This is a genomic window from Calditrichota bacterium (genome assembly GCA_013112635.1).
Lineage (GTDB): Bacteria > Calditrichota > Calditrichia > Calditrichales > J004 > JABFGF01.
On the sequence record JABFGF010000001.1, the window covers coordinates 646,846 to 672,421 of the forward strand.

The 25,576-nt window shown below is 36.0% G+C and carries 19 protein-coding genes; 10 read left to right on the forward strand and 9 right to left on the reverse strand.

The genetic code is table 11. The features are described 5' to 3' along the window. The first annotated feature begins 73 nt into the window (after positions 1–73). The 9 genes from rlmN to HND50_02880 all read left to right on the forward strand — a co-directional run bounded on the left by rlmN (position 74) and on the right by HND50_02880 (position 11,503). The gene (rlmN, locus tag HND50_02840) at positions 74–1,111 is read left to right on the forward strand and encodes a 23S rRNA (adenine(2503)-C(2))-methyltransferase RlmN (protein NOG44135.1); all 1,038 of its coding nucleotides are present in this window, start codon (positions 74–76) and stop codon (positions 1,109–1,111) included. 43 nt (positions 1,112–1,154) lie between these two features. Next, positions 1,155–1,706, forward strand: a complete 552-nt coding sequence (locus HND50_02845) for an adenylate kinase (protein ID NOG44136.1) — start codon at positions 1,155–1,157, stop codon at positions 1,704–1,706. Between the two features lie 84 nt (positions 1,707–1,790). Further along, positions 1,791–3,071: a hypothetical protein gene (locus tag HND50_02850; GenBank protein NOG44137.1), complete on the forward strand. Its 1,281-nt coding sequence runs from the start codon at positions 1,791–1,793 to the stop codon at positions 3,069–3,071. After that, on the forward strand, positions 3,068–5,143 hold the full coding sequence (locus tag HND50_02855; protein NOG44138.1) for a SpoIIE family protein phosphatase: 2,076 nt from the start codon (positions 3,068–3,070) through the stop codon (positions 5,141–5,143). The genes HND50_02850 and HND50_02855 overlap by 4 nt, the downstream gene beginning before the upstream one ends. Positions 5,144–5,174: 31 nt before the next feature. Next, positions 5,175–5,528 (forward strand): STAS domain-containing protein, encoded by a 354-nt coding sequence (locus tag HND50_02860; protein ID NOG44139.1) that lies wholly within the window; start codon positions 5,175–5,177, stop codon positions 5,526–5,528. A gap of 34 nt (positions 5,529–5,562) precedes the next feature. Continuing rightward, the gene (locus HND50_02865) at positions 5,563–6,003 is read left to right on the forward strand and encodes an ATP-binding protein (GenBank protein NOG44140.1); all 441 of its coding nucleotides are present in this window, start codon (positions 5,563–5,565) and stop codon (positions 6,001–6,003) included. 2 nt (positions 6,004–6,005) lie between these two features. Then, the gene (locus tag HND50_02870) at positions 6,006–7,778 is read left to right on the forward strand and encodes a SpoIIE family protein phosphatase (GenBank protein ID NOG44141.1); all 1,773 of its coding nucleotides are present in this window, start codon (positions 6,006–6,008) and stop codon (positions 7,776–7,778) included. Between the two features lie 75 nt (positions 7,779–7,853). Further along, entirely contained in the window at positions 7,854–9,767 is a 1,914-nt protein-coding gene (locus HND50_02875) for a SpoIIE family protein phosphatase (protein NOG44142.1), read from the forward strand. A gap of 161 nt (positions 9,768–9,928) precedes the next feature. Beyond that, the gene (locus HND50_02880; GenBank protein ID NOG44143.1) at positions 9,929–11,503 is read left to right on the forward strand and encodes a diguanylate cyclase; all 1,575 of its coding nucleotides are present in this window, start codon (positions 9,929–9,931) and stop codon (positions 11,501–11,503) included. A gap of 47 nt (positions 11,504–11,550) precedes the next feature. On the opposite strand, the gene HND50_02885 is transcribed toward HND50_02880, so the two are convergent. Next, a complete protein-coding gene (locus tag HND50_02885) occupies positions 11,551–12,435 on the reverse strand; it encodes a lysophospholipid acyltransferase family protein (GenBank protein ID NOG44144.1) in 885 nt (294 codons plus the stop codon). Between the two features lie 173 nt (positions 12,436–12,608). On the opposite strand from HND50_02885, the gene HND50_02890 reads away from it, so the two are divergent. Then, positions 12,609–14,414, forward strand: coding sequence for a hypothetical protein (locus HND50_02890; GenBank protein ID NOG44145.1), 1,806 nt, complete (start codon positions 12,609–12,611; stop codon positions 14,412–14,414). Positions 14,415–14,514: 100 nt separating this feature from the next. Here the strand turns inward: HND50_02890 and aroF are convergent, their stop codons facing one another. From aroF to HND50_02930, 8 genes are all read right to left on the reverse strand, one after another. Continuing rightward, entirely contained in the window at positions 14,515–16,203 is a 1,689-nt protein-coding gene (gene aroF / locus HND50_02895) for a 3-deoxy-7-phosphoheptulonate synthase (GenBank protein NOG44146.1), read from the reverse strand. Positions 16,204–16,228: 25 nt separating this feature from the next. After that, entirely contained in the window at positions 16,229–17,194 is a 966-nt protein-coding gene (locus HND50_02900; GenBank protein NOG44147.1) for an ROK family protein, read from the reverse strand. Positions 17,195–17,287: 93 nt separating this feature from the next. Further along, positions 17,288–17,710 (reverse strand): NUDIX hydrolase, encoded by a 423-nt coding sequence (locus HND50_02905; GenBank protein NOG44148.1) that lies wholly within the window; start codon positions 17,708–17,710, stop codon positions 17,288–17,290. A gap of 185 nt (positions 17,711–17,895) precedes the next feature. Next, entirely contained in the window at positions 17,896–19,116 is a 1,221-nt protein-coding gene (gene odhB / locus HND50_02910; protein NOG44149.1) for a 2-oxoglutarate dehydrogenase complex dihydrolipoyllysine-residue succinyltransferase, read from the reverse strand. 247 nt (positions 19,117–19,363) lie between these two features. Next, positions 19,364–22,102: a 2-oxoglutarate dehydrogenase E1 component gene (locus tag HND50_02915; protein NOG44150.1), complete on the reverse strand. Its 2,739-nt coding sequence runs from the start codon at positions 22,100–22,102 to the stop codon at positions 19,364–19,366. A 549-nt stretch (positions 22,103–22,651) separates the two neighbouring features. Beyond that, on the reverse strand, positions 22,652–23,155 hold the full coding sequence (locus HND50_02920) for a hypothetical protein (GenBank protein ID NOG44151.1): 504 nt from the start codon (positions 23,153–23,155) through the stop codon (positions 22,652–22,654). 296 nt (positions 23,156–23,451) lie between these two features. Continuing rightward, positions 23,452–24,369 (reverse strand): carbon-nitrogen hydrolase family protein, encoded by a 918-nt coding sequence (locus tag HND50_02925; protein ID NOG44152.1) that lies wholly within the window; start codon positions 24,367–24,369, stop codon positions 23,452–23,454. A gap of 125 nt (positions 24,370–24,494) precedes the next feature. Beyond that, the gene (locus HND50_02930; protein NOG44153.1) at positions 24,495–25,565 is read right to left on the reverse strand and encodes a DUF4242 domain-containing protein; all 1,071 of its coding nucleotides are present in this window, start codon (positions 25,563–25,565) and stop codon (positions 24,495–24,497) included. Positions 25,566–25,576: the final 11 nt, after the last annotated feature.

Consider the following 25,576-nt stretch of genomic DNA (forward strand, 5'->3'; position numbering starts at 1 on the left):
TACTTAAATTAAGTATTTTTAAAATATTAGCTTTTAATTTAGATACTGTCAGTTTTTAATACCATAAAATTTAATGAAAAAATCAATACTCGATTGCAGCATAATTGAACTAACTGAATACCTGGCCTCGATTAATGAACCTTCATTCCGGGCAAACCAAATTTTTGAGGGTATTTACGCTCAAAATAAAATTAGTTTTGAAGAGTTCACCACACTCCCGCTTAATACACGTCAAAAACTAGCAGAAAATTTTTACCTGCGTACTTTAGAAAAAGTTGAAGAAATAACCTCAACCTTTGATAATACACAAAAGTTCCTTTGGAAATTAATAGATGGTTATAAAATTGAAAGTGTAATAATTACCGAAAACAAGCGAACTACCTTTTGCATTTCATCCCAGGTGGGCTGTGCATTGGATTGCAAATTTTGTGCGACAGGTAAAATGGGTATTCTACGTAATCTTACTCCCGGCGAGATTGTTGAACAGGTATTGCTAATGCAGGAAAAGATTGGCCAAAAGCCGACAAATATCGTTTATATGGGCATGGGAGAACCAATGCTGAATTACGATTCGGTTATTCAGGCTGCTGATATTTTAACAGCTCCCAAAGGCCTTGGCTTGGGTAAAAGGCGGATCACTATTTCCACAAGCGGCGTCATTCCCGGTATAAAACGTTTCACAAAAGAAAAACAGCCATACTCACTGGCTATATCATTAAATAGCATTGATGATAAAATTCGTGAAAAAATTATGCCTATTTCAAAAAAATATCCGATAAATGATCTTATGGATGCGGCCCGGGATTACACTGAGCAGCTAAATAAATTAATAACCTTTGAATATGTCTTACTGGACAAGTTTAATGCCTCAAAGGAAGATGCTAAAAAGCTGGTTCAATTAACCCATAGAATACCATGCAAAATAAATGTAATACCCTGTAATTCTGACGAGCCGGATTATCAGCCTCCTTCAAAAGAGAAGGTGCAAATATTTGAGCAACATATAAATGAAAGAAGCCGCAGGATAACACTTCGTAAAAGAAAAGGCTGGGAAATAAAGGCTGCATGTGGCCAATTGTATGCAGAAAATGTAAAAAAGAAACGACAATAAACTGAATAAACACTGAAAAAATTTTGTGACATAAGGAGATAAAATGTTTTTGATTTTATTTGGCGCTCCTGGTGTAGGAAAAGGAACCCAAGCGGAAAAAATTTGTGCTGAATACAATATCCCTCAAATATCAACCGGAGAAATGTTAAGAGCAGCCATTAAAGAAGGTACTGACTTAGGAAAAAAAGCTAAAATACTTATGGATAAAGGCCAGCTTGTTCCTGATGATGTAATTATGGGAATTATTGATGAAAGAATTAAAAACGATGATTGCAAAAATGGATTTATCCTAGATGGTTTTCCAAGAACCATCCGCCAGGCCGAAGAATTTACAGCAATGTTAGAAAAACATGATATTCCTGAATTTACTTGTGTCGAAATTTATGTTCCTAATGAAGCAATTTTAGAACGGCTTTTAGCAAGAGGACGTGAAGACGATTCAAAAGAAACTATTTTAAACAGATTGGAAGTTTATCAGGCACAAACAGCACCAGTGAAAGAATATTATCAGAAAGCACGAAAATTCTTTTCAGTAGATGGGAACAAATCTATTGATGAAGTATTCAATGAAATCAAAAATCTGGCAATAAATTAATACTTTCTCCAAAAGTTGTCGGTTTCTATTCTATTTATAGGACCGCCCAAAAGAGCCCGTTTTTAAAACAAAGAGCGTCTTATAATGAGAAATAGATTCTATTATTTTGTCTTATTAATTTTATCTATTATTGCATACTCATGTGAAGAACGGGAACGTAATAATATTTTTGATCCTGCAAATAAAAACAAATCTATAGATATTGGTCTTAGCCTTTCATCAACCGATTCCACAATTAGGATATCATGGAATTCTCCGGCAAATATTAAGTATACAAGTATAAATATTTTTCGAAAAACAGAAGGCGAAAAAGTAGCCCGGTTATACGCAACTGTAGAAAAAGACATTACACTTTATATTGATAATAACATCGAGTTTGACAAAGAGTATTCTTATTATCTTACAATAAATGGAGAAACGGAAGAATCTTATCCCACCGAAACAGAAACAATAATACCTGGTCCTTATTCTATCTGGATTCTTGATACTTTTTTAGCAGAAATAAACAAACTTAATTATGATTTAAGCTCATCCATAGTTAGGAAGAATGCCTTTTGGCCACCCAAAAACATGGCTATTGCAAAAAGTTTAAATCTCGCACTTGTTACATATCCAAGGTTTAGGGATATGGAGATTTTTGATATGACTAATGGTGAGTTCATAGCTGGGAACCGAAACATTGAACGCCCATATGACGCAGTTTATGATAGTGGAAATAATAAATTCTGGCTCGTTGATTCCAGCGGTTCCTTATATACAATTAACCCGGATGATGCCTCTGAACAACTTGTTTCCCGTAGTTTTATCAAACCAATACAGATAGAATTATTTGATCAGAATCTATTTATTATGGATCAGGGGTTACATAAAATTTTTATATATGATAATTCTTCACAAGTACAAGATTCTATTTTTAAAACACCTGACGACAGCTCGTTTACACATTTAAGACAGTTTCGCCTGGATAAAACAAATAACAATATTTACATCCTTGATGGTGAAGCACGCAATAATACTTTATATAAATACAATATGTTAAGTAAAGAGATAACCAATATTTTCCAGGATAGTATTATCTATTCCTTTGATGTTAATTCTGTTGATGAAACAATTTGGATAATTATTGCAAAGCGTTTAAATTCAAATCTTGTGCAACTTTCCGGTGAAACAACCCGTCATTTTATCAGTGATTTAGAAAAGCCGGTTGATATAAAGGTCAATTCTATAAACGGTAATTTTGTAATTACTGATTTTAAATTTAAAGTAAACATAAAAGTCCCAAAAGTATTTCATTATCGATCTGATTTAACAAAAATCGGTACTTTTAGCACCTACGGTGATCCTTCAAGGATTTATATTGAATGAAAAAAATACAAGTCCCATCTAAACTACTTCTTATCATAAGTGTTTTACTTGGCCTTGCAACGTTCGTTTTTGACTACCTAAAATTTGAAAGTTCACTTGGTTTTCCACAATGGCAATATGTACATGAAGTACTTACTCTTGTTATTATTGTCTTCTTTTATGGCTATGTTAAAAACCTTGCTTTTATCAAGCAGGAAAAGCTTTCCATTACACTTAAAAATTTCATAAAGCTTTTAACAGGATTATATCTCTGGGCGCTGATTTTTAAGTTTTTCATGAACCCCAGCTATTCTGCTGCATTTCCTCCGGTTCCTGATACACTATCTTCTTTAATATATAGTAACCTGGCTTCAATTAGTTCTATCTTGTTCCTGGTTCCGATGATTATTTTGGTTAAAAATCTAATCTATTTTAAACAACGGAGCCGAACCAGAATATATACTATTCTAGCACTAATCAGTACTGTAATTACGATGACATTGTCTGTGGTTTTCCAGGCACCCCTTAGCGAAACAACCGGAAATGGCATTTATGTATCAACATCACTTGTGGTTACGTTGATATTTTATGCACTTCTTGGAACTAATAATACCTGGATTACTTATTTATCGAGAAAAGAAAAATACACATATTTTTTGGTTTCAGTTGTTTTGGTGTGGATCATTATAATACTATACGGTTTTGCCTTTTTAGATTCAGTTGCTGCTCACAGTATTTCATTAGATTCTTTCACTAACCTGGCCTGGTATTTCCTGACGATTTATGCCTTGTTTTCAAGTATAACTTTTTTATTTCATCTACCAACAGCACGTGTTTTTGATCGAAAGATGAAAGAAGTTAGTTCATTACATCAGCTAGGGCGTGTAATTTCTGCAGAGTTTAATTCAGAAAAGCTGGTTGATATTGTTACAGGAATGACCACAGAAGTAATCGAATCAAATCACACATGGATTGAACTTTATGATGAAAAACGGGATAACCTCTTTGTAGCCGCTGCCGATAATCTGGATGTAAATGATCTTGAATCTTTCAACAACCACAGCATTCATGAAATAGGATTGAAGCTAATAGAGACAAAACAGCCAATAACCCTTAATAACATTACAAAAAATGGTGAGTATGCTTCTATAAAAAAATGGCGTAAGGACATTGGTTCCCTTGCTGCTGCTCCTTTAATTGATGCCGCAGGTAAAGTGCTTGGAATTATATTTGCTACCAAATCATACGAGTTTGGATTTGATCCGGATGATTTAAAAATGTTAGAAGCATATGCGAACCAGGCAGCTATTGCTCTGGAAAATGCAAAATTGGTTAAAAACTCACTGGAGCGTGAAAGACTTGAGCAAGAACTGCAAATTGCCCGAGAAGTACAGATGCGTCTGTTACCTCAAAAAGTACCATCATCCGGTAATTTAAAAATTGATACCCTAACAATTACGGCCTATGAAGTAGGTGGAGATTATTATGACTTTTTCCCAACAAAAGAAAATAATCTTGGGTTGATTATTGGTGATGTTAGCGGGAAAGGCACATCGGCGGCATTTTATATGGCCGAAACAAAAGGAATAATTCAATCGATAACGAGAAACTATTATTCACCTTATGACATTCTTGTAAATACAAATACGATCCTTTTTGATTCCCTTGAAAAAAAATCCTTTATAACTCTACTTGTAGCTCAAATCGATTATAAAAAGCAATTACTACGCTTTGCCCGTGGTGGCCATTGCCCCGTTTTGCATTATAGAGCTAAAGAACAGGAAACAGATTTTCTTCAACCGTCCGGAATTGCTATTGGCCTGGATAATGGTGAAGTATTTGATACGACATTAAAAGAAGAGAAAGTAAAACTGGCAGATGATGATATCTTAGCTTTTTACACAGATGGCCTCTCTGAAGCAATGAATAAAGAAAATGATGAATTTGGGGATGAAAGATTAGGCGAAATAATAAAAAACAATGCACACCTGGAAGTTGATGCATTAAAAGAAAAGGTTATTGATGAAATATTAGCTTTTCTTGATGGTCAAAATTTACATGATGACCTTACTTTGGTTTTAGTAAAATGTTGATAGTTTTTGAGTTTAAATTTGGAGGTATTTAATGAGCGGATTTGATGTTAGCCGGAGTGACAAAAGCGAAATATCCGTATTGTATTTAAGCGGTTTTTTGGATGCACACACAACACCTAAATTTGAAGATGGTTTGCAATCCTTGATAAAGGAAAACCGTGTTAAAATAATTGTAAACCTAAAAGACCTGGATTATATCAGCAGCGCCGGTTTAGGTGTTTTTATGGGCTTTATTGAAGAAATACGAGAAAAAGGTGGCGATATTAAACTGTCAAACCTTTCCCAAAAAGTATTTAAGGTTTTTGATTTACTTGGTTTTCCTGCCCTTTATGAAATATTTGATGAAGAAGCAGAAGCCACAGAAAAATTTAGTGAAACCAAATAATGAATTATTCGAACCTTTGATATAGAGCTAAAAAATGAAAAAAATGAGAAAATACAGATATAAAATCCGCTTCCCAAGCAGAACAGACAATCTCGAAGTTGTTCGTGATTTTGTACACCGGCTGGCCCTAAAAGCAGGGTTTGTAGAAGAAGGTGCTGATCAAATCTCTTTAGCGGTTGATGAGGCATGTACAAATGTTATCAAACATGCGCATAATTATAATTCCAGGCGTATGATTGACCTTTCTGTTAATTATGATGAGCAGAAATTTGAAATAGTTATTACAGATAAAGGCAAAGGTTTTGATCCTAAGACACTTCAAAAACCGGATTTATCAAAATATATCCATGAGGCAAAAATGGGTGGCTTGGGTATTCATTTGATGAAGACTTTGATGGATGAAGTTAATTATTCGTTTAATCCTGGAATAAAGAACCAGGTATCCTTAATAAAATACATTAAAACCGCGGCCTGATAATGAGTGATTTTTTAAATAGTTTTCGATTGAGAAATGAAGCAAATCTTGATATGGATCAGATGGACCCAAAACATCTTGAACTATCTTCATTATTTGAATTCAGCCAAACCTTAAACTCATCACTTGATATTAAATCAATTCTGGACAGCTTGCTTTTTGTACCAATGGGTCGGTTAATGGTTGGCAAAGGTTTAATCCTTTTATCTCATGATGATGAAACATGTAAAATTGCTACAGTAAAAGGAATCCCTGATGAATTAATCAACTCTGAAATAGAATTTAGCAATAAACCCTCAGAAGCTTTTCAGATCAACAATATTGAAGAATTAAAAAACTATCCTAAAATATTTTCCGATTTTAAAATAAAACTTGTCATACCTATAAAATCGATGAATAAAATTAGTGGCATGATTTTACTTGGGCCAAAACTTTTAGGCAAAGATTTTACCGAAGATGAAATATTTTTTCTCTCCTCAATTGGCAATATAGCTGCTCCGGCAATTGAAAATGCGCGCGTGTTTGAACAACTCAATTCTGTTAATTTTAAGCTGGATCAAAAAGTTCAGGAGTTAAATACCCTTTTTGAAATTGGCAATGAATTAAATCGCGTTTTTGAGTTAGATGAAATTTTAAAACGCCTATCTTTTTCTTTAATGGGCCAAATGCTTATTAACCAGTTTTTTGTAATTCTGAAAAATGGGGAAAATCATTTAAAAACAGTTTATAAAAAAGGTTCATCATTTACAGATGAAAACATTAAGCAATGTATAGATTCCGGTTTCGAAAGTAACGAGTTTAAAAAACCATTATTAGTTGATACTTTATCAGTAAAAGAAAAAAAAGTTTTTGATGAACTTGGAGTAAAAACAATTGTCCCTATGGTTTTACAGGATAAAGTACGCGGCTATATTTTCCTGGGACCAAAACTTAATAAAACAGAGTTTTCCAAATCAGATGTGGAGTTTTTAGCGACATTGGCAAATATCGCGATTATATCCATAGAGAATGCACATCTGTTTCAGGAAACCCTGGAGAAAAAAAGGCTGGAAGAAGAGCTGAATGTAGCAAAAGGAATTCAGGCAAAATTACTACCATCTAACATGCCCCAGGTAGATCGTTTTGATATTCACGGCCATAATATTCCAAGTAAACAAGTCGGCGGGGATTATTTTGATATTTTGGTAATTAATGAAAATGAAATCATATTTACGATTGCAGACGTTTCCGGAAAAGGAATGCCCGCGTCGCTGCTAATGTCAAATCTACAAGCTGGATTGCATACCTTGCACAAGGAAGACTATTCCCTCTCAGAAATTACATTTCGGTTAAATAACCTGATTTTCAGAAATACGAGTATTGAAAAGTACATTACATTTTTTATTTCCAAGTTAAACTTAAAAGAGAACACTATTAGTTTTGTAAATGCTGGACACAATCCGCCATACCTTTTTTGCAATGAAGGAAAATATGAGGAGCTGACGAAAGGTGGGATAATTTTAGGGATGATGGAAAATGTAGCCTATGAAACGGGTGAATTACCTATGGAGCCGGGCTGTTGTTTAACAATGTTTACCGATGGAGTTACTGAAGCAATGAGCCCTGATGATATCCCTTTTGATGAATTCCGGGTAATTGATTTTTTTATAAAAGAAATGTCTGGTTACAATTCCGAAAAGTTAAACTTCAAATTAATTGAACTACTTTACGATTTTGCCGGTGATCCCACAAAAGACGATGATGTTACGATTCTAACTGTCCGCCGAAATAATTAGTAACCTTCTATTTAAATTTCTTTCATCTTTACAATTTGCTCTCTAAATTAGCCGCTTTTTGGAGAGAAACCTGCATTGAATATTATTTTCATTTTAAAAGTAATTATTGGATTTATTATTTATGGCCTGCTCTATTTTGGGCTATTCAGTTTGTTAAATGGCAAGTTTGAAAATCCCCATGTTATTGCTTTCTCTATTGTTATTCTTATAAACCTTATTTTTGACCGTATTCTAAGAAACTATTACAGCCACTATCTGCAAGCCCCTTTCCGGTTCCTTCGCCTTGAGCAAAAACAAATTCTTGAAAGATTAGTCCAAAATCTTGTGGGTTCCATCCGCTATCAGGAAGCCAAGAAACTACTTTTTGAGGCATTCGGAAAATTGCTGACAGAAACCCCACAGGCATTCTATTTATGGGATAATGACCACTATTATTTATCTCATTATGCCCAAATCAAAAATGGAAGAGCCCTGCCCGTTACAATAGATTGCTCATATTTTGAAAATATGGATCTACAAACAGAACATCTTAATCTTGAAAAAGACTTATCATTGCCACAGATAAAAGTAAATGCCTTTAATTCTGAAGGTCTTTCAGAGATTTTTACTTTCCCTGGGCATAGCCACTTGTTTGCTTTTATGCTGACAACCAGGGATGCAAAAAAATTATTAAAACGCGAACCAATCAATAAGGCTTTTAAACGAGTTCAGAAAAAAGCCGGATTGGTCCTGGAAAACACGGGACTATTTATAGATCTGGAAAAAAGAAACTTTGAAATTAAAAAATTGATTGAAGTCAGCCAAAAAGTCCTCTCTTCCCTTGATACACAAACTATTCTTGATTTTATATTGGATGCTTTGGCAACACTAATCTCCTACGATGCAGCTGTAATTTTCCTGCTTGATGAAGACGGAGAATCACTTAAATCTACCAGTAGCCGTGGCTATGAAAATGTAAATCCGGATATTCTTAAGTTAAAAGTGGGACAAGGTTCTGCAGGATTTGTAGTGCAAACAAAAAACATTGATTTAATTGCAAACGTTACAGATGCTGAACATTATTGTGCCGCCCGTAAAGAGACAGTTTCCCAGGTTGCCCTTCCCTTTTTATTTGATGGTTCTGTTCTTGGTGTCTTGACTTTGGAAAGTGATGAAGAAGACTTCTTTAAGCAAAACGAAGTTGAAATATTAAAAATGTTTGCTAATCTTGTGGCTGTATCAATCCACAATGCCCGCCAGGTAGAAATCCGTTTAGCAAAACAGGCATTTGAACATGAATTGATCAACGCTGCAACTGTTCAAAAAGGCCTTTTATTAAGACGTTTACCACGGATTGATAATCTTGCTATTACAGCTGAAAACACACCCAGCAAAATTGTTAGTGGTGATTTATATGATTTCCGGAAGATAAATGAAAATGCCCTCGGTGTGGCAATAGGCGATGTTGCAGGTAAAGGTGCTCCAGCTGCGTTAATGATGACACTTGTTCTTGCGGGGTTTCGCTCACAAAACAAAACGGACTCCACAACATGTGATGTTGTAAACCATATGAATGACTTGCTGACCCAGACGACAATCGAAGGAAAATATACTACTTTTTTCTACGGCATTATTCGAATGGATTTAAATAAAATTATATTTACAAATGCCGGGCACAATGCTCCAATTCTCTTAAGAAAAAATGGAGAGGTTAAATATTTAAATAAAGGTGGAATTGTTCTGGGATTTATGGACAGCCAATATTATGAACAGGAAGAAGTAGATTTTGATGAAGGCGATATTTTTATAGCTTTTACAGACGGCGTTACTGAGATTATGGACGCCAATGAAAATGAATTTGGTGAAAATAGGATTATTGAAATTATTAAAAAACATAAAGAAAAATCTGTTCACGATATTAAAGCTGCTTTATATGAATCCCTTGGTTCTTTTTCTAACTTTAAACTAAATGCTGATGATTTAACTTTGATTATTGCCAAACACGAGTAATTACTCCGTTTTATTTTATTCTCTGCAATTTTAAACTTCTTTCGTATTTCATCGACTATTCTATTCTAACTCCTTTTTTTTGGTTTTAACTTCACTCTTTTTATATGAAAAAGAATCCAAAAGTTTTGTACATCGAAGATGATGCCGAAACCAGGTCACTCATGGCAGATATTATACGATACCGCGGGTATCAATATTTTGAAGCTGAGCGAGGCATTGAGGGCATCCGTCTTGCAAAAAAGGTAATTCCTGATCTTATTATTATTGATTTAAGATTGCCGGATATGGAAGGATATGAAGTAACGACCCTGTTAAAATCGATCGATGAGTTAAAAGACAAACCCATTATAGCTCTTACAGCCGAATCAAAAAAAAATGTTAAAGAATTAACGCTTGCCGCCGGCTGCGATGGTTTTATACACAAACCAATCAACGTTAATGAGTTTTTATTCAAAATTGAAGAATATCTTTCAGGGCGAAGGGATCGTTTAGCAGAAAACCAACAGCAACAGTTTTTACAAAAATACAATGTTGAATTAGTTCAAAAATTATCCAAAAAAATTATTCAGCTGGAAACCATTAATGAAGATCTGTATAACGTCAACAAAGAATTGTCAAAATCTAAAGATGAACTTGGCAGATATAATGACCGGCTTTTTTATTTAAATAATCTGGCAAATTTTCTACGCAAAAGACAAAATCCCGAAGAAGTTTTAAAGATATTGCCTCAAAAAACCATCGAAGGGTTCAAAGTAAAGCGATGCATAATCTTTAAAGTTGAAGTCGCATCAAATCAACTTATCCCAATCTATTACGCCGGTATCGAGCTAAAGCGGTTTAAATATAAAAAATTTCAGCTTAATACAAGGCTGTTCGAAACTATTCGGCAAAAAGGTGGTTTAGTTTGGATTAGAAATACTGCTGACATAATGGAATATGAACTGGAAAAATTTTCCAAGAGCTTAAAAACATCGTCATTTATTTTAAGCAAGTTAAATGATCTTGGAGCCAGGGCTGATTCAACGCAAGTTTTAAAATCTGTGACCGATTTAGACCAGCAAAAAGAACTTCCTGATAAATACATATTATTTATTGATAAAGGGACTGATGGTTCCCCGGTTGAAACGTACGAAGTCCGGATTCTAAAATCCTTTATTCAAACAGTGGGTACTATTTATGAAAACATGCTTCTCTACCATCACCTGCTTGAGACGTATAAAATCCGAGAACAACAGGCTGTGACTGATGAATTAACAAAAGTTTATAATTACCGCTATTTAATGCGCGAACTGGAGAGAGAAGTAAATCGTGCCCAGCGTTTCAAAATGCCATTTTCAATTATAATGATCGATATTGACCATTTTAAAAATTACAATGATATTAATGGTCACCAAATGGGTGATGCCCTTCTAAAGAAATTTAGCAAGCTTTTAAAGGAGAATACGCGCAAAACAGATACAATTGCCAGATATGGTGGTGAAGAGTTTTTAATAGTACTGCCTGGAGTGAAAAAAAACAGAGGTATTGAGATTGCAGATAAATTACAATCAAAAGTTGAACAGAAAGTTTTTCCAAATCAGAAAAAACAACCTCTGGGTAATTTAACTATAAGTTCTGGCCTGGTATCTTTTCCTGAAGATGGCGAAACTACAAAAGCCTTGCTGAAGAATGTTGACAAAGCCCTTTATAAAGCAAAAAACAAGGGCCGTAACAGGCTGATAGTATTTGGAAAATAGATTAATTGCGGGTTAAAAACTGAGTGGAAATACTATCTTTCAATCTTCTACTTTTCAATCTCCTTTGGCTTAGATTTCCATCGTTTATGCATCCAAAACCATTGGTCAGGATATTTCCGAATCCACTTATCCAGTGCAGAAGTATGAAGTTGAGTAATTTCCAGGATCGATTCATCTGAGACTTTTAAACCTTCAGGAATTTTAATCTCCTCAAAAAATATATCAAAATGCGCATAACTAGTGCGAATTGCTGCCATAAACAACATGTGCGATCCGCTCCTTAGTTGAAAAATAGCAGGCCCAACGGCCGTTGATGATGGTTGACCAAGGAAATCCACAAATATGCCTTTTTTTCGTGCATCCTGATCACCCGCAATCGCAACACACTTATTCGACCTTAAGAATTTCAATCCTTCCCGCATTGCCGATTTGGTATAAATAACTGTACAACCATTCCGTTCACGATTTTTGTGCATAAAATCATCTATATACCTGTTTTTAATTCTTTTAGCAATTGCAGCAAAAGGAACTTTTTTTAGGCCAAGGTAAATTGAAAACCACTCAAAGTTGCCCAAATGCCCCGTCATTAAAAGAGCACCTTGTTCTTTGGCCAGTGTTTTCTCTATCAGCTCCAGGTTATGAGATGTAAAATGTCTGTCAATATTTTTAATATTTATCTTTTTTGTCTGTAAAACCTCAAACCACAGATAGGTGAAGTTACGGTAAATATTTTTCACCAATAGTTTTTCATCAAAGGGTAAATTATCTCCATAAACTTTTTTCAGGTTTTCACGGATTACCCTGCGCCTGTAACCGATAAAGTTCTGTAAAATGAATGCAAAGATGTTAGCAATTTTTTCAACAAACCCAAAAGGAAGGATAGTAAAAAGGCTATAAAGGCTCTTTAAAAGATAATATTGTATTCTGTCCATAATGGTAAATTAAACATTTCATTTTTTTTATTCAACCAGTAGAATCGTTGTACTAAATTAAATTTGAACTTCTTATCCGATCCGCTTAAATTTATTAGCTCTTTCCAAAAAGAAAACTATACATTAATTATAAAATATAACCTTAAAATAAGTAATAAAGGAGAGTTAGTATAATGATGACTCAAATGCGCCAGATGAGCAAAGTAATCTTTGTAATTGTCGGATTGGCGTTTATAGCACTGATTGTTTTTGAATGGGGTGCCGGTGGACCAAGCGGACCAGATTCAACCGTTGGCGAAGTAAACGGTAATAAACTTTCATTTACAGAATATCAAGAGCTTTATAAACAACTTTACGAAAATGAGCGCGCTGCACGTCCTGATGCACAAATAGATGAACGCCGCCTGGAAACACTTAAAAACCAGGTATGGGAACAGTTTATTCAACGTACTTTATTAACCGAACAAATGGATCAGTTAAATATTGCGGTTACAGATTCGGAAGTAGTATACCAAATCATGAACTTTCCTCTGGATCAGATTAAGCAAAACCCATCTTTACAGACAAATGGTGTTTTTGATCCAAAAAAATACCGTGCTGCTTTAAATGATCCTAACATCCCCTGGGCAGAGATTGAAAGCTTTTACAGACAGCAGATTCCATTCACAAAGTTGCAAAATGTTATCACAAATTCAGTCCGCGTGAGTGAGTCTGAAATAGAAGATGAATTTATTCGCAAAAACGTTAAGGCAAAAGTAGAGTATCTTTCTATAATGTCCGCTCTTTTTCAAACCGGTATTGAAGTTAGCGATGATGAAATTGCGGCTTATTATGAAGAGCATAAAGAAGAATATGAGCAGGAGCCAATGCGCGATCTGGCCTATGTTCTATTTGAAATAAAAACGACAAAAGCCGACACAGCAAGACTTTTTGAAGACTTTGATGAAATAAAGGAAAAACTGGCAATGGGAACAGAAGATTTTAGTACCCTTGCTTATCAATATTCTACAGACCCTTCTGCTTCTCAAAACGGTGGAGATTTGGGTTATTTTGAACGTGGTGCAATGGTTAAGCCATTTTCAGATGCAGCATTTGCAGCTAATATAGGTGATTTGGTTGGACCGGTTGAAACACAATTTGGGTACCACCTGATTAAGGTTGAAGACAAGAAAAAAGAAAATGGTGTTGAAAAAGTAAAAGCCAGCCATATTTTATTAAAAATTACCATCGGAAATGATACCCGATTTGAACAGGAAGATAAAGCTAAAATTTTCTCACGCGATGCAATCGAAAAGGGTTGGGACACTGTTGCTGAAGAAACCGGATACGAAATAAAATCAACAGGTTTTTTTGAAGAAAGATCAGGCTTTATCCCTGGTTTGGAAAGAAATCCGGCTATTTCGAATTTTGCCTTTACAAAGTCCGAAGGGGATGTCTCCGGTGTCTTTGGATTAGATAACGGCTATGTTGTATTTAAAGTCAATGGTATAAAAGATAAAGGTTATAAGTCGCTTGAAGAACAGAAAGCATTTGTAACCAATCAGGTAAAACTTTTGAAAGCTAAAGATATTGCCCGAGCCTATGCAGAAAATTTGAGCTCAAAAGTTAGCCAGAACTTGCCATTTAGCGAAATCGCCCAAAGTGATACATCAAATAAAGTTAAATACGATGTTACTCCAATGTTCAGTTTAAACCAGCCTATTTCGGGCGGTGTTGGAAAAGCGGCAGAGTTCTCAGCAAATGCTTTTAATATGACACCAGGTGATATTTCCGGATTGATTGAAACCGATCTCGGATTCTATTACCAAAAACTACTCGAGAAAACAGCTTTCGATAGTACAGCGTTCTCAGTACAAAAAACAGCCATCCAAAGCCGTTTATTGAATCAGAAAAAAAATATTGTTTTTGCTGATTGGATGAAGAATTTAAAAGATGAAGCTGATATCGTTGATAACAGAAGGAAATTTAGTATTTATTAAATCTAATTTTATTCTAAAACTTAAAAAGCCCCGCAATTTAATTTGACGGGGCTTTTTCTATTTCAAGATCGTATTCTCACACATCCAAATATTTAGATCATTACTTTTTCATTTTATTTAATGCCCCGGTTAAGCTTTTAAATTGCTTTTCTGTTAAGGCCTGTTCAGCATCACTTAATGCTGTTGGAGGATTAAAATGAACCTCAACCATAATCCCGTCAGCTCCCACAGCTAACGAAGCTTTTGAAATTGGCTCAATCAAAGTGGCAATTCCTGTTGCATGGCTTGGATCAACAATAACAGGTAAATGTGTTTTTTCTTTTAATAAAGGCACGGCACTAATATCCAATGTATTTCGTGTTGCTGTTTCAAATGTTCTAATACCCCGTTCACATAAAATTACATTTGGATTTCCCTTAGCCAGAATATATTCAGCGGACATTAACAATTCTTTAACTGTGGACATTAACCCTCTTTTCAGCAAGATTGGTTTTTGGGTTTTACCAACTTCTTGCAGTAAAACAAAGTTTTGCATATTTCTGGCGCCTATTTGAAGCATGTCGGCATAGTCAGCAACCAAAGCAACATCATCCGGGGAAATAACTTCGGTAATGATTGGCATATTATATTTTTCACCGGCTTCTTTTAACAAACGCAGCCCTTCTTCACCCAGTCCCTGAAAGCTGTATGGACTTGTTCGTGGTTTAAAAGCACCGCCTCGCAATATTTGAGCACCATTTTCGGCAACAATTTTTGTTGATTCTATCATTTGATGGCGCCCTTCTACACTACACGGGCCTGCCATAATTATAAACTCATCCCCGCCAATTTTTATATCGTTCACTTCTACTATCGTTTGTTCCGGTTTTCTTGCTAAACTATAAAGCGGTGCTTTCTCATTTGAAACAACTTTTCCGCCGGATTCAGATGTACTCTCAAAGTCCTCATCCGCCTGATAATGGTGATATGAGCCTAAAACATGCAAAAACCCGACCATTGACTTTATCTCCTCAAATGCCGCGTCTATGTGCGGATCATCAGCGTGGCCATCAATTTCTACAAAAAAGTTATATTTCCAAGGCTCAGTTTTATGAGGACGTGATGTCAGCATTGTCATATTCAGATTATGTTTTTCAAAAACACCTAGACATTTAAAAAGCATCCCAGATTGATCCAGCGTATTGAAAACAGCGGTAACTTTCCACGGTGCAATTTTATCATTTGCCAGCTGAATATCTTCATTTGTAATAAGGACAAAACGTGTCTGATTATGCGGATAGTCTTCAATTTTTTGTGAAAGAACATCCAAACCATAGAGTTCTGCTGATTCAACACTGGCAATGGCAGCTGTGTCTATCAATTTCTTATTAGCAATCATTTTAGCACTACCGGCTGTATCATATGTTGGGATAATTTCTGTATCCGGGTAACCGCGTAAAAAAACTTCGCATTGTGAGATAGCTGCTGGATGGGAATAGATTTTTTTAATTCTATCTTTTGTAACATCCGGATAAACAATCAAACTATGATTGATTGGAATTATTACCTCTTTGAGAATTGTAAGTTTATTTTCTACTAACAAATCATATGTATGGGAAATATTTCCAATAATAGAGTTATCAATTGGCAACAGCCCATAATCAATTAGCTCTTTTTTTAATGCATCTACAACGGCATAAGATGTCCTGAAAGGCACATTCTCTACCTCGCGGTCATGATATAAATGATCAATGGCTTTTTCACTGTAAGCACCTTTTTCCCCTTGAAACCCAATTTTAATATTGCTCATCTTTTCCTTATTTCATCTGTTGTTATTATACTTCTAAAAATTCGTTCCATGCCAGGGCAGCTGCACCAATTACAGCAGAGTTTCCGTTGCTTATTCCTGTTGGAAGAATTTTGATTTGATTTTTAAAATTTTTAATTAAGTGAGATTCCATATATTCTTTGGTTTTTTTCAATAATAAATCACCCGATTTTGCCAATCCGCCGCAAATAATAAATGCTTCTGGTCCGATGGTCATTGCTACATTTGCCAGGCTTACACCTAACAGGCGTGCTGTGTAGTCAAAAGTTTCAAGAGCTACTTTATCACCTTTTTTAGCAATTTCAGTCAGCTTTTTAGCAGAAAGTTCTTCTGTTGGTATTTCCCTGATTTTTGAATTACTAACTCTTTTTGCAGATAGTTCTATCGCCGATCTCACAATACCTGGTGCAGAAACATAGCATTCCAGGCAACCGCGTTTTCCACATCCGCAATGACGCCCATGAAAGTCTATACAAACATGGCCAAGTTCTCCGGCAAATCCATTTTTTCCATAAAGCAACTTACCATCAATAATTATCCCGCTTCCAAGACCAGTGCCAAGTGTGATGATAATAAAGTTTTTCATACCTTTGCCAGCACCAAAAAGTAGCTCTCCTAATGCACTTGCATTGGCATCATTGGTAATTTTAACGGGTTTTTTAAATTGTTTTTCTATTGCCTTTGCAAGATTAAACGTACCCCATTTCAAATTTGGAGGACTTTCGATCATACCAGTGTAATAGTTCGCATTTGGCGCTCCTACACCTATCCCCTTTAATTTATATTTGTCTGCATTTTTAGTGAAAAAATCGTTTACATTTATTTTTATGCGTTTAATTAATTCATCTGCCGGCTTCTTCGCTTTGGTTGGGATTGAAAACTCAGCAATTACATTGCCGTTTTTTTGTACAAATCCAAAAACGGTGTTTGTCCCACCTATGTCAATTCCAAGCATTACAGTTTTCATCGTGATTTTCTTTCATATTTTAGGAAAAACGGAATTTACACTTTATTCAAATTTCAACAAAATAAACTTGCCGAAATAGTTCTGGAAAAAACAAGTTCTCTATAAACCAAAACTATATTTATTTTTCAACAGTTCTTTGGTCTTTTCACTCATCTTTAATTCACCCACTTCTTCTTCAGAAACCCAACGAACATCCGCTGCATCATCCCCGGCTTTTATTGATCCACCAGTTACTGTGCATTCAAAATCAATAATCACATAATGAAATAATAATTCTGCATTTTCTCCATACTCAATAACATCAAAAACTAAAACGGCTTCACCCACTTCTATTTCAAGATTTGTTTCTTCCAGGATTTCACGTTTTAGGGCATTCTTCATGGATTCGCCTGGTTTTATTTTTCCACCCGGAACAGCCCACACACCTTTTGCCGGAGCATTGGCCCGCTTAACAAGTAAAATCTTTTCATCTTTAAAAATGATTGCACCAACAGCAACCTGTGGGAAATGTTTATTTAGCATGAAATTGAAAGCGTTTGATTGTAAAGAAATGAGTTATTATTTCAAAAAAAAAGAGGTGAATTTAAGAGTTAATCTCGCCATCCTGAACTGGTTTCAGGATCCAATTTAATTTGTTACTTATCCGTTTGGATTCCGAAATAAATTCGGAATGACGAGTTTTATTTATAGTCCAATCAGAACAAAAATTAAACTTCCAGAACCATCCGGATTGGATCTTCAAGAAGTTCTTTTACTCTTTTCAAGAATGTTACAGACTCTTTGCCGTCAATTATCCGGTGATCGTAAGAAAGCGCGATATACATCATTGGGCGGATTACAACCTGACCATTAATCGCAACTGGTCTATCAATAATATTATGCATTCCTAATATTGCTGATTGCGGAGCGTTGATAATTGGGGTTGACATCATTGAGCCAAAAACACCACCATTAGTAATAGTAAATGTTCCACCGCTCATTTCATCAATCGAAAGTTTACCATCCCGCGCTTTTCCTGCCAAGCCTGCAATTTCCAATTCAATTTCATGCAAGGCCATTTTTTCTGCGTTTCGAATAATCGGCACGACAAGGCCTTTTTCAGTTGAAACCGCAATCCCAATATCCGCATAGTCGTGATAAACTATTTCATTTCCATCAATCATGGCATTTGCAGCAGGGACTTCAGTTAAGGCAATTGAACTGGCTTTAGTGAACAAGGACATAAATCCCAAACCAATTCCATATTTTTCCTTAAAAGAATCTTTATATTGCGCCCGAAGCTCTTTTACTTTTTGCAGATCCACTTCATTAAAAGTTGTTAACATTGCTGTTCCATGCTTGGCATCAAGCAATCTGCGGGCAATGGTTTTGCGCAATGTTGTCATCCTTACACGACGTTCATTTCTTTCGCCCGATGGTGCTTCTGTTTTAGCAGGCTCACTTTTAACAGGTTGTTTTACACCGCCATCCAAAGCTTTTAAAGCGTCAGCTTTAGTAACGCGTCCACCTGCTCCGCTACCTTCAACTTTAGCAGATTCAATTCCTGCTTTACCCAAAATGTTTGCCGCAACAGGAGAAACTTTTGCCTGCTTTTCCGGTTCTACGGATTCCTTTTTGGGTTCAGATTTTACTTCTGCCTTTTTGGGAGCTTCTTGTTTCTTTTCCGGTGTATCATCGGTATCGGCCCCATTTGCGCTGGTGTCAATCTCTGCAATTACTCCGCCGATTAAAATTGTATCGCCTTCTGCAGCTTTCTGATGCAAAGCCCCGGCTTTTTCAGCAACAATTTCTACAGTTGCTTTTTCGGATTCAACCTCGCAAATAATTTCATCTTCTTCTACAAAAGCACCTTCTTCCTTCATCCAAACGCCCATTACTGCTTCTGTAATCGATTCACCAATCACCGGTACAACAACATCTATTTTCATACTTAATTTTCCTTTTAAAAGATAAATTTTACACAGAGTCCGCAGAGGTCACTGAGAAAAGCTTCTTTCTTTAAAACTTATTTAAAGTACGCTTTGCCTCAATGTTTAATGTGTACTCCCGTCAAAACATTTCTTAAAATTACCCACACACTTATCCCTCAGAGAAATTACAATCCTTTCCCGAAAAAAAACTCGGGATTTCGCCCCGAAAAAACCGGGACTCAACAATCTTAAAATCATCAATCTTTCAATCCGAAAATGCTTTTTGTACAATTTCATTCTGTTCAACGGCATGTTGCTTATGGAAACCTGTAGCAGGGGCAGCACCCGCTTTTCTGTACACTCCTTTTAAACCATCGATACCAAACCAGTTTTTAAAGAATGGCCAGGCACCGTAGTTTTCGGGCTCTTCCTGAACATATAAAATGTTTTCTGCATTCTTATATTTCTTCAATATGTCAGCAATCTCTTTTTCAGGGAATGGATAAAGAAGCTCTGTTCGTACAATCGCCACATCTTTGCGCTTGTTTTGAGTTTTATAAGCCTTGAGATCATAATAAACTTTGCCGGAGCAAAATATAATCCGTTTAACATTTTTTGCTTGTGCACTATCATCATCAATAACAGGCTGAAATTTTCCTTCTGCAAGTGTTTTAAGATCGTTAACACACTCCGGATGCCTTAATAAACTTTTTGGCGTAAAAATAATTAACGGTGTATGAAATGGATATTTCACTTGAGTTCTTAAAAGGTGGAACATACTCGCCGGTGAGCTTGGCACGGCTATTCTCCAGTTATCGTTTGCGGATAGTTGCAAGAAGCGTTCAATCCTGGCATTGGAATGTTCCGGCCCCTGCCCTTCATAACCGTGTGGAAGAAATAGAACCAAACCATTATTTCGCTGCCATTTTGCTTCTGCAGATGAAAGGAACTGATCGATTACAATCTGTGCCCCGTTAAAGAAATCTCCAAATTGTGCTTCCCAAATTGTCAGCCCGTGTGGCGTTGAAGCAGCATAGCCGTACTCAAAACCCATTTCGCCATATTCTGATAAAAGACTGTTAAAAATCCTGCATGGTGCTTGTTCATTGCTGACATGGTTCAGTGGTAGGTAAAGTTCTTCTGTTTTTTCGTCACGAAGTATTGCATGCCTGTGAGAAAACGTACCACGTTCAGAATCCTGCCCGCTTAAACGTATTGGATGCCCTTCTTCCAAAATTGATGCATAAGCCAAAAACTCAGCCGTGGCCCAATCCAGATCGACCCCGGATTCAATTTTATCCAAACGGTCTTTGTAAAGTTTTCGTGCTTTGTTGATCAGATTGTAGCTGTCCGGCAAAGTGAAAATTCGTTTTCCAATATCTTTTAGTTTCTTTTCAGGAAAGAAGGTTAATGGGATCGGATAATAACGGTTTCCAAGTTCATCACTACGCCAATCACAAGAAAATTCAAAATCCACATCACCGGATTTTTCCTGTTCTTCATCCTCTGCGCGAACCTCTTCCAGTTTGGCTTGCAGCATTGATTTGAACTCTTTTTCCATTTCCTTAGCCAGGTCTTTTTCAAAACCTTCTGCAGCCATTAATTTTTGATTATATATTTCCCGCGGATCAGGATGCTTTGCGATCGTGGCGTAAAGTTTTGGTTGTGTAAACCTTGGTTCATCACCTTCATTATGGCCATAACGGCGATATCCAAGTAAATCAATAAATACATCTGTGTGGAATTTTTGGCGATACTCAAGGGCCATTTTGACTGTCAACACTACCGCTTCAACATCATCTGCATTTACATGAAAAACAGGTGAAAGAGTTACTTTTGCCACATCTGTACAATAGGTGCTGGAGCGGCCCTGCAAATAATTTGTTGTAAAACCAATTTGATTATTGATAACAATGTGGATTGTACCGCCGGTTCGATAACCATCTAAAAGGGACATTTGGATCAATTCGTAAACTACACCTTGCCCGGCAATTGCTGCATCGCCATGTATCATAATTGGTGCGATTTTATCTTCATTTCCATGATACTCATCATCAAGTTTGCCTTTAACCATTCCTGCAACAATTGGGTTAGCAACCTCAAGATGTGAAGGATTAGGTGCCATGCCAACTTTTATTTTTTTCCCAGATGTTGTTTCTACCATGCTGGTGTAACCAAGGTGATATTTTACATCCCCGGAAAAAACAGAATCTGCATGCCCTTCGCCTTCAAATTCACTAAAAATATCTTCGTAGTGTTTTTGGAGTGTGTTGGCTAAAATGTTCAGACGTCCCCTATGCGCTGTTCCGATTACAATTTCTTCCAGACCAAGTTGTGCACCATATTCAATAATCGCATCCAATCCGGGAATAAGTGTTTCTCCACCTTGAAGTGAAAACCGCTTTTGGCCGACATATTTTGTATGCAGGAACCTTTCAAAAACAACAGCTTCATTTAATTTTCGTAATATTCGTCTTTTTTCATCAACTGTGCAGACCGTTTTATTTTTAGTCAGTTCCATCCGCTGTTTTAGCCATTGCTGCTTTTCCGGCACACGGATGAACATGTACTCAGCTCCGATAGAACTACAATATGTTTCATCTAAATGGCTTAAAATATCACGCAATTTGGCTGGACCAATATTTAATTCTGCGCCGGCTTCAAAAACAGTATCAAGATCACTTTCTTTTAAATGAAAGTTTTCAAGATCAAGATTTGGTTTATATGGCCTTCTCTCCCGGACAGGATTAGTCTTTGTAAAAAGATGTCCCCGTGTACGGTAGGCGTTGATCAGGTTAATTACAGAAAGTTCTTTTAAGGCTCTTTTGGTAGTTATTTTATCATCAAGAATTGTTTCTGTGTCTTCACCGTTCTGGCCGTATTCATAACCGGTGAAAAACATACGCCAGCTTTCATCAACAGATTCAGGGTCTTTCAGGTATTCCTGATACATCTGGTCAACATATTGTGGATGTGCATTATTTATATATGAATATTTATCCATTTACTTTCTCTTTAATACTTGGAATATTGAATTAATGAAGTGGTAGAATTGATGCGTACCTCAGTTTTTTCAATAATTCAGTATTTCAATAATTCATTTTACTTTTTTGTATAACTATTATTTACTATAAAATTTCTTTTTAGTTAAAAGTATTGTGTTTCTAAATGAGTGAATATACTCGGTTTACTCGTGGTTTAATGTAGTTTGAATTAACTTTAAATTTGTTGGGGCTGAATATACAACAAAATCTTGTTTTTGAAAATAGGGAAAAATCACAGGAAGATTAAAAGGAGCAAAGTTTTCTATCTTTAACTTTTGATATTTATGTTGCTTTCCACGAATTTCTCAAATTGGCTGGAATAAAAGCTAAATTCAGGTACCTGATAAGAGCTCTCAGGAATAACGATACATATATAAAATATTTCTTAACCAAGGAAGATCACAGAGTAATACGGAATAAAGCTTTTAAAATTTTCCGCGTCCTCTGCGTCTCCGTGGTTAACATTATTTATTCTGTGTTTCTGTAGTAAAAATTATATTAGCTCAGGCTTATAAACCTAGTGTCTCCCGTATTCTGGCCAGGTGATGGTAGCTATGGCGAAGTGCATGATCTTCAATGAAGAACTGAGCTGTTAGTGGCGCATCTGCATTAAGCGAAACAGGTGCAGCCTTTTCCAATTGAGCATCTGAAAGTTTTCTTACTGAATCTGCAGCGGCCAAACTATTTTGCTTAAGCAATTCCAGTGTTTCTTTTTTATTTACCGATGCATACTTTTCTGCATGATCAGCATTTATTTGGTCAACCACATCCATTGTGGCCCCGGTTATCGGTTGCCCGGATGCCAGGGTTTGCGCCAATTCAATCTCCATTGGATAACTGCTGGCCACATGGTGAACAACAACACCAATCGTGCGTCCATCAACCAAAACCGGAGTTTGCCAATCCGATTCGGATAAATTTTTTACAAATAATTCCAGGGCCTTTGCACCTTTAGCTATACGTTCTGCCAAATCTTTGGCTTTTTTGCTTTTTACTGAGTGTAAGTTAGTCATAATTATTTCCTTTCATTTAATTTTGATTAAAAAAATCTTTCCATGGTTACGCAAAATAAATGCAATTCAGATTCCTGATAAGATATTTCATGTTGTAATCCCGATATGGCGGGGAATGACAATAAACGCAAAAGCATATGTTTGAAGTTCTTTACAACCTCCGAGTACTCTGCGCCTCAGCAGTGAATTAATGCCCTCCGTAGTATTTGAAATTCTCTTTCCACGGATTACACGAAAATAAGAAAAGTAAAAACAAATATTCTCTGTGTACTCTGCGTCTCTTTGGTGAATTAATTTCATTTCTCGCCTTTTACGCTAAAATTAAAAACATCCGGGCGTGAATAATGCCCGACCACATCGAACATTCGTTTTGCTGCAATAATTTGCTGATGATCAATATCCGCATAAAGAATGCCCTCTTCTGCTTCCAACGGTCCGGCTAAAAGTTGACCATTTGGCGCTATAATTGCACTGTTACCTGGATTAATCCAATCCCTGCCTGCAGGATAAAGTTTTTTAAAATTATACTCATCCGGAATATCATTCATCCGGATAGCCATACAGGTGCTGACCACAAATAAGCCGCCCTCTCTGGCTGTATGTTGCATGGATTGCAGCCAATTAGAACTTTTATCCCAGGTTGGTGATGCAAGTATCTGCGTACCTGCTTCATAAATTGCATTCCTTGCCAAGGGCATAAAATTTTCCCAACAAATTAATCCACCAATTTTACCGGCAGATGTGGAATATGATTTAAGTGTACAGCCATCGCCCTGAGCCCAAATAAGCCGTTCGCCACCCGTTGGGATTAGCTTTCTATGGGTACCTAATATTTCTCCCTCATCGCTGATAAACAACAGACTATTAAAAAGACTGGCGTTGCTTGTTTCAGAATTGCGTTCATGCATACCAATTACAACATTTATATTTGCAGATTTTGCAGCCTTGCACAGCATTGCTGTAGAGTTGTCCGGAACAGAAACAGCATTTTCAACCAGTTTTACATAAAGTTCATTTAAAACGGCACCATTGCTGTTTGGAACAAGCCAGACCCAATCGGGATATCCTGAAATAAATGCCTCGGGAAATACAATTAGTTTGCAACCCTTTTCACCTGCTTCAGTAATTGCCTTACAAGCTTTGCGAACTGTCGCATCTCTGTTTAAAAACACTGGGGTTAATTGTGCTGCAGCTATCTTTATTTTGTTTTCCATATTGTCCCTCCAATATTAAAATCAAATAATTATTGTTGGGACCAAGATAGGAGCATTAGATTAAAATCAATACCACGATTGATTCAAAATCTGGTACAATTGATTCAATTTGGCCGGTTTTGCTATTAATTTTTAGAAATACTGCTAAAATCGGTGGGTGTACTACCAAATCTTTTCTTGAAAATTTTTGCGAAATAGGTTGGGCTGTTAAAACCGGAATCATATGCAATTTCAGAAATAGTTTTACCGCTTTTTTTGATTTGTTTTAAGGATAGTATAAGTCTCGCTTCCTGAATTAGCTGATTTGGAGCCAGACCTGTTAATGATTTTATTTTGCGGTAGGTTTGTGATTTACTTAGGCCAAGTAGTTCATGCAAATTATCACTTTTAAATTCAGGATTGATTAAGTTATTCTTTAATTCTTCTGATACCTGAAGTAAAAAACTGAAGTCTTCTTTTTGGATTGTTTTAAAATCTTCGATGTTTACTTTGGAAGTAATCTTTTCTTTTTCAGCAAGGGCTTTAGTTTCATAATCAAGATAAATTGTTTTATTAAAACCTAAATTACAAATATCCTGAGTTTTCTTTTTTGTTTCCTCAAATAAATCTTTTCCATGCTCATCAACCGGTCTTCCGCTAACTAAAGAAATACTAAACTCAAGATTATTTTTAACAGATTTTAATAAATTTACAACTGCCTCAGCACAGAGCATTGCCTCGCTCGCTAAAACAAAAGAAACCATAATTTCATCATCGGGCTGAACGACAATTGTGCCATTATTTTGTTCAACTAAGTTTGAAATCTCTTTATACACATTAATATACTTGACGGTAAAATCCGCATAATTGAGCAAAAGGATTGTACGGTATCCAGTATCAATTTCCCCTGAATTTGTGTACGCTAAATCGTTTACACTTTTACCCTGCCCAAGAAATAGATTAAATTCATCATCCGAGACTTCAATTATATTGCAGGCTGTATTCCCATGAGATTCTTTATGAACTTTATTGCAGGCATCTTTGTCCGGTCCTTCCATTAGGCAGAACAGGGTTTTGGCATCTACATTTACCCAGTATTTTATTTGAGTAACGCCAAACCTTTCCTGGATGGCCAAGTCCTGCATGTGTGCTTTTACAACATCTTCAACCGAAAAATCATCGGAATCGACCGTGTGAATATCCATATATAGTGGCATAGCTTTGTTCT